Here is a 6,695-nt window from a genome sequence, read left to right on the forward strand (position 1 = left end):
TCTTTCATCTCGTCTGCCGCCAACTGATTCAGCCACTTCTTCAATTCCTCTTTCAGTGCAGAGGTCATGAAGATGGTACGGCAGGAGGATGCGGTTTTGGTGCTTTTCAGGATGAGGGAAGTGGTGCTGCGCTCCAGCTTGTCCGGGAATATCTTGATGATGCAGCCATCGTCCACTTGATTTAGGGCTTCTTTCCGCACCCGCTGCATGGACTTGTTGATACGGAAGGTTCCGATGCCATCTGCGGCATCAAAATCGAGATCTTCCGGGGTCAGACCTACGATCTCGCCCTCTCGCAGTGCGCCCACCAGTGTGAGGTGGACTGCCAGATGCAGGATGGGGTCCTCCATGCTGTCCAGAGCCGCCCTCATTTCCTCTACCGTCCAGATGGTGCGCTCCTGCGTAGACTTCTTGGGGCTGTCCACGGGAACAGGGCTTTTGACAAGGATGCCCCACTCTACGGCATACTGGAAGGCAGTGCCCAGCAGCCGGTGCACCTCATGGATCGTTGTGCCGGAAAGGAAACGCTGCTTCTGCTTTTCGGTCAGTTCCTGCTTCTTGCCCTCGATATACGAACCACAGGGCGTTTTGCTCAGGGTCGTGTAGAGGTTCTCCATGTGGTAGGGCTTGAGCTTCTGCATCTCCATGCTGCCAATATAGGGAACGATAAGGTTCTGGATGGTGGAAAGGTTGGATTCGTAGGTTTTGGGTGCCCACTTGTGCTTGCTGCACTGCTTGGGCAGCCAATCCATGAGGAACTCTGCTACCGTCACCGAGGACGGGATCAGAAAAGTGCCAGCCGCCAGTTCGTGCTCAATTTGCTTCTTTCGGTTCGTTGCCTCCTCTTTTGTAGGAAAACTTTCCCATTTGTCGCAGCTCTTGCCGTGTTCATCTTCGTAGGTGTAGCGGACGCTGTAAGAGTTGCCGCGCTTCGTAATATATGCCATACTGTTTGCCTCCTTATCAAGCTGCCCGGTAGAGCCACGCATCGAAGCTGTCCTTCGGCACACGGATGCTTCCGCCTACTCGCAGGACACGGAATTCGGTAGTGCTGTTGCACAGATTGTAAGCAGAGCGCAGGCTGATGGCCAGCATTCGTGCGATCTCTTCCACCGTGTACACCAGTTTCGTGGTTGCCGGGCTGTCAGTCGGAGACTTGACGGCATTGGTTTGAGTGACCACTTCCATTGTAGTGGGATTCGAGTCCTTTTGCAAGAACTTTTTCGTATAATCGGAAGATTGCACAGGGACGGTCATAGAATTACGGTCAAAATCCATAAGCATTGCTCCTTATATTGTCATATCATCTAAAAATTCAGCTTAAAGTTCTACATCTTGCCCACGCTTACGGTTTTGCTGCGGCACATTCATGGTGTGCTCCTGCTTGGGGGCAAGAATCTTTTCCAGAAAGCCACGCACCAGTTCGGGCGCACGGTGGAGAGCATCCAGATAGGGTTTCACGTCGTACCACAGGTCGTGGTACTTGTTGCTCCAACGAACGGCCTCTTTCTTGGCGGTGGAAAGTTCTTCTTTCAGGCGGCGGTTCTCCACATCCATCATATAGCCGTGGTCGGCTTGCTTTTTCAGCTTGGAAAACTCTTCTTCGGTCAGCGAATAGTTGCCGAGAAAGGTGCGCTTACCAATATAATCCAGATCGCGCGCATGAATGAGGGCTTCTTTTGTGAGCGTGACCTTTTTCTGCACAGCGGCAAGTTCCTTTTCGGTCTTGGAGAGGGTTTTGTTGGTTTGGGTGAGGTGCTGCTCTTTCTGGTCAATCTGGACGGTCAGGCTGCCCAGACGCTCTTGCTCCCGTTGGACTTTGAACTGGGTGACGGTTAGGTGTTCTTCGGTGCTGCCACGCTCGCCGCGCTCCACATCCGTGTACCCGGCAGCGCGCATATAGTTGAAGAAATCATCCTGCAAGATGCTGTACGACTTCTTCAGGACTTGTTTGCCGTTCTTTTGCAGGACGGGCTTTCCGGCATCGTCCAGCAGGGGCTTGGATGCCCACTTCTTGCTCCGGCTGACCTGCATGACAGTCTCCTTGACGGTGCCGACCAGTGCCTTGTCCTTGCAGCGTTTCGACCAGAGGATTTGCTTTTCCACCACAGGCACATAGACCACATGAAGATGGTAGTGGTAGACCTCCCGGCCTAATGCTTCGGTCATGGCGCGGTTGATCTCATCGGCGTGCATGACTGCCGAGAGGATATACTGCTCACCACCCACGATCTGAACGGCTGCTTTGTAGGCATCCTCATAGAACTGCTTGGCGAACTCGTAGCCACCGTGATTGTCAAAATAGGCCGAGTTGACATCAAAGACAAGCTCGAAATAATGGGTGGCATCCGGCTTCAGGCCGCGCGTTGAAATCGTACCAGCGGTTTCCAGTTGGGCGAATAGGTCGGTGTAGCTGGCGGTTGGCTTTTTGAAGTAGACGTTCCATGCAGTGCGCTGGGGGATAATGTCGGGGTTCCGATAGCTGTCCTTTTCGCGCTCGTTGTGCTGCTGGGTGTTGCCAACGGCTTTGTCTGAAACGGCGAGATTTCGGACACTGGTGCGGTCAACGCCATCGTTTCTTGCCAAAAGGCATCCCTCCTTTCAAGGTTCATCGAGAGGTGACGGGGAACGAAGATGCACTTCTTCGGAAGTGTAATAACCCACTATAACACTTTCATCCCTATGGGCTGCAAAGTGTAGTGGGCTCTTCGAGGACTCTCCGAGGGGGAACGTCTCCTGCGGGAGAGCTACAATCAAGTTCGCACAATGCGAACTTGATCGCTCCGTACGCATCTGAAAAAATTGCGTACGGACTTCAAATAACCCGTACGGTCTGTACGACGTACGGAAATGCGAAATATAAACGATAACACGTTTTAATTTGCTTCAATTCGCCGTACAGGTGCGTACAAGTACAGACCGTACAGGTTGTACGAACTTCTTCCGTAAAAAAATGCACTTTTTACGGACAGGGGTGGACAAGCGGCTCGATGCCTGCAAAACCGCGCACCCTGCGGCCACCGGGCAGGTAGATGTTATGTACTGCACCAGAGTACCCAACGTGGGAACTCTGGTGTTTTTTGCTTCCTGCCTGAATATACGGAAAATTTTGCAGGAAAGGCGAAAAAGCGGAAGAACTGCAACGGAAAAAGAAAAAAGCCCTTACTGGTTGCAGATTTGCAACAGCAAGGGCAGAGGGGAAACCGTATATTGAACAAAACGGCAGAGCGTATTATAATGAGAAAAAACGCCAAAAGGAGGGCCGACCACGTGGCACAGGAATATCTGCCCGCACCATCCAACGTCCGTCTTGCGGACTTGATGAAAGAGCACAACATAAGCCAACCGGAGCTTGCCAAGGAAATCGGCTGCTCCAAGAGTACCATCAGCCGCTTTATCAGCGGTGCAAAGGGAACCCTGACCCATGAGCAGGTGCTGAGGATTGCAAGGCTGTTCAACGTGTCCACGGATTTTCTGCTGGGAGAAACCAACATTCCCGACAGCAAGAACTACGACATTGCCGAGTTAGGCTTGTCCGTAGAAGCCGCAAAGAACCTCTACACAGGGCGTGTCAATGCAGAGGTGGTCAATCTGCTGCTGGAAAACGCTCGCTTTACAGAGCTTACTTACCGCATAGCGCAGTATTTTGATGATACGTTTGCATCCGGCATTGCAGCACAGAACGCCATGCTCACGACATTGAGCACCCTGCTGCGCACAAAGGTCAAGACCTCGGCAGCAGCTAAAGCCGCAAAGGACATCAGCCTTCGGAGAAAGCCGGTGTATCAAGGTGATCTTGATGATATTGAAATGTACTTCATGGCAGCGGTCAAGGAAATCAAAAAGGGTATCGGGAGCCATTACGCCGAGCAGGAAGCCATGAGCAAGAAAGTGGCCGAGAAGATGTTCAATGAACTGACCAAGGGGCAGGATGTGCAGCACCCAACGATTACGGCAGAGCAGTTGACAGATGCAATGTTGGACAGCGTTTCGGGTATGGAAGGAGCCACGCCGGAAGCACTGGAACAGCTGCGAAGCGGTCTGTTGGGAATCTTGCAGTCTGCCGCAGAGCAGGAAAACGCCCATGAAGCAGACGAATGAACGGCTTTGTGCGCTGGCACAGAAAGGGGACGCAACTGCGCTGGACAGCCTGATCGACAACAACAAGTCCTTTATTGGCAAGGTGGCAAATGACCTTTTCCGCAGCATGAATCTGGCACAGTCCGGCCTGAACCTTGACACGGACGATTTGAAACAGGCAGGGAATATGGGCTTGTGGAAGGCCGTGCCAAAGTTCGATGCAGCGCGGGGCATGAAGTTCTTGACCTATGCGGCTCCTGCCATCCGCAACGCCATGATGGACATGGTACGGGATGCCTTTACCGCTTTTGAACAGCGGATGGTAACGGAGGACAAGGACGGTATCTGCTACCAGCGCGTTTCGCTGGACGATGTTCTGCCGGGAGAGGAACAACTGCGGCGCATCGAAGCCATAGCCGACCCTTATGCCATGCAGCCACAGAGCATTATGGAGGAGCAGGAATCGCGCCGGGAACTGTACGATGGCCTGAAACGGCTGACCCAGCGAGAGCAGACCTACCTGCTGTACCGCTATGGCTTCACCGATGGTGAGGAACATCCTTTGATCGGTACGGCGATATACTTCCACCTGACAAAAGGCCGTGCAAAAAAGATGGAGAAACAGGCCATGGATAACCTGTGGCTGGAATTGCCGTGGTGGTATATCTGAATGGAAAAATCGTGATTGTGCTACAAGTTTTCTGGAAATTTATGTGCAACCATACGATTTTGAAAAAATTGTGGACAGATGAAATAAATCAGGCTTGAAGTTCGTTATTTAAGCAGAAAAGTTAATAATTATGGTATGATAAAATGCGATAACAAATAAATCGACAAAAATAGATTGAATAAAGGAGAAGAATGCTATGAAAAAAGTAATTTACCTGTTTGTGCTATGCATGGCTTTGGGGTTAGCTGGATGTGGGCAATCTCAGGAAAATAAAGAACCATCGACTGAAAGCACTTCAGTACAAGTAGAAAACAAAAATGTTAGTGATATAGTATCAAACGAGCATTTAACCAATAATGATACTGCGAATTTTCAAATGCCAGAGGAAGGCTATTATAGTAATGATTTTGATGAAATTCTGAATATCACTAAAGAAGATGATGGCACATATAGGATCGAGTATAGCGTTACCCATTTGCTTTATGTCGAAAACGCGATTGGAACTTACGATTCTGAAACAGGGATTCTTAGCTTTAGCGGCAAAGACGACAGAGGAAATGATATAAAAGCAGAAATTGAAAATAAGGGAGATCATCTGGAAGTCACAGTAACTCAAAGCAACTATGAAGATATTATCGGGACGAAGCAGGAATTTTTTCAAGCAGATGAGTAAGAACAAATAGGCGACAAAAGTTGTGGAAAAAATTGATAACTATTAACAAACCGATAGCCCTCTATTTGCAATGATCGCATGTAGAGGGCTGTTGGTCTGTTTGGAATATTCTAATTAAAGGTCAATCTTCTAATCTGCCATGGTCGCGGCCGAGCGAGAGATAATGTTCAATCTCACCACCTAGTACAAGCTGGGCGTACTCCAATGGTTTATTGTAGAGCAGCCAGTCCAGTTCTGCCCGCTGTGCCGGGGTGTTGCCGTACTCGTCCTCGATAGCGATGCAGTCAATGGCAACGGTGGAGCCATCCGCGAACCGGGCTTTCACCCGGTTGGTGTCCATGTTGTAGAGGCAGGAAAGCAGTTTCATCATAGTAGTATCCTCCTAGACTTGATTTTGGTGTGCGGACACTCAAACCAATGCCGTCAAGTCGGTGGGGGATAGGGTGATTTATTATTTGTCGGAGAGTAGGTGCACGGTTTCTGCACGGATTTTGCACGGTTTCAAAACGTGCAGAGGGTGCTTCTCGGTGCAAAATCCGACAAAGGGTGCAGAAATTGCCGGGTGAAAAACTACGCTGCTTTGCTCAAAAATAACGATGACTCGAAACTTCCATAAATTGAGACGAACCGGCGGCTTGCTCTCTTAATCAGTGGGCCCAGGGTTCGAGTCCCTGGAGGTGCACCACAACAACAAAATCCGAACTTTTTTCCAATAGGAGAAGGGTTCGGATTTTTTGTATTCTTTGGAAAACAGAACGAATCCCTTGCTTCCATCGAAAAACGTCCTAGACCTTATCATAAGAAAGCACGACAGACCACTGTGAGAGTGCCGTAAGGCGGAAAGGACACGAATATGAAGTACGATGAAAGAACCTGCAAATTCAACATGGACACCGGCTGCGTGGAACTGCTGCTCCGGGATGGGAGAAAAATCTCCATCGACTGCACCGGAGTTGAGGATGCGCTGGATGTTACCATGGCACAGCGGTCAGAACTGGACTACCTCATCTACAATGACCCGCTAGGCTATGCCGATTTGATTCTGAACGGTGACCCGGAGGAATATTTGAAGAATATGGCTGGAAGCCATGGGCTAGAAGATTAAGGGCAAAACAAAAACAGGGTGCGCCCCTGAATAGGACACACCCTGCCAAAATCCACATACGATAACGATATGTACAACAGGGCGTTCCCCGTAGCAGAGTTCCCATAAAACAGTATTTGCAAAAGCTCCCGAAATGGGGAAGATTTGGCGTGACTTCGGTCACGCCT

General features: G+C 50.1%; 8 protein-coding genes. 4 read left to right on the forward strand and 4 right to left on the reverse strand.

The window, feature by feature from the left end; genetic code table 11:
- The 3 genes from C7J97_RS14375 to C7J97_RS14385 all read right to left on the reverse strand — a co-directional run.
- On the reverse strand, positions 1-947 hold a 947-nt coding region (locus C7J97_RS14375; protein WP_113993374.1), incomplete at its 3' end, for a site-specific integrase.
- Between the two features lie 16 nt (positions 948-963).
- Positions 964-1,278: a helix-turn-helix domain-containing protein gene (locus tag C7J97_RS14380; RefSeq protein ID WP_097783233.1), complete on the reverse strand. Its 315-nt coding sequence runs from the start codon at positions 1,276-1,278 to the stop codon at positions 964-966.
- Between the two features lie 42 nt (positions 1,279-1,320).
- Positions 1,321-2,586, reverse strand: coding sequence for a plasmid recombination protein (locus C7J97_RS14385; protein WP_113993373.1), 1,266 nt, complete (start codon positions 2,584-2,586; stop codon positions 1,321-1,323).
- A 684-nt stretch (positions 2,587-3,270) separates the two neighbouring features.
- Between C7J97_RS14385 and C7J97_RS14395 the strand changes: the two genes are divergently transcribed.
- The 3 genes from C7J97_RS14395 to C7J97_RS14405 all read left to right on the forward strand — a co-directional run bounded on the left by C7J97_RS14395 (position 3,271) and on the right by C7J97_RS14405 (position 5,423).
- Entirely contained in the window at positions 3,271-4,101 is an 831-nt protein-coding gene (locus C7J97_RS14395) for a helix-turn-helix domain-containing protein (RefSeq protein WP_113993371.1), read from the forward strand.
- The gene (locus tag C7J97_RS14400; protein ID WP_113993369.1) at positions 4,085-4,750 is read left to right on the forward strand and encodes a sigma-70 family RNA polymerase sigma factor; all 666 of its coding nucleotides are present in this window, start codon (positions 4,085-4,087) and stop codon (positions 4,748-4,750) included. The genes C7J97_RS14395 and C7J97_RS14400 overlap by 17 nt, the downstream gene beginning before the upstream one ends.
- A 196-nt stretch (positions 4,751-4,946) precedes the next feature.
- The gene (locus C7J97_RS14405) at positions 4,947-5,423 is read left to right on the forward strand and encodes a putative periplasmic lipoprotein (protein WP_113993368.1); all 477 of its coding nucleotides are present in this window, start codon (positions 4,947-4,949) and stop codon (positions 5,421-5,423) included.
- A 121-nt stretch (positions 5,424-5,544) separates the two neighbouring features.
- On the opposite strand, the gene C7J97_RS14410 is transcribed toward C7J97_RS14405, so the two are convergent.
- A complete protein-coding gene (locus tag C7J97_RS14410; RefSeq protein WP_097772698.1) occupies positions 5,545-5,793 on the reverse strand; it encodes a DUF6061 family protein in 249 nt (82 codons plus the stop codon).
- Between the two features lie 483 nt (positions 5,794-6,276).
- Here C7J97_RS14410 and C7J97_RS14415 point away from each other — a divergent pair, with 483 nt between their 5' ends.
- Positions 6,277-6,528, forward strand: coding sequence for a DUF6061 family protein (locus tag C7J97_RS14415; protein WP_015538116.1), 252 nt, complete (start codon positions 6,277-6,279; stop codon positions 6,526-6,528).
- Positions 6,529-6,695: the final 167 nt, after the last annotated feature.

The sequence above is a fragment of the Faecalibacterium prausnitzii genome, assembly GCF_003324185.1.
In the GTDB taxonomy this organism is placed as follows: Bacteria; Bacillota; Clostridia; order Oscillospirales; family Ruminococcaceae; genus Faecalibacterium; species Faecalibacterium prausnitzii.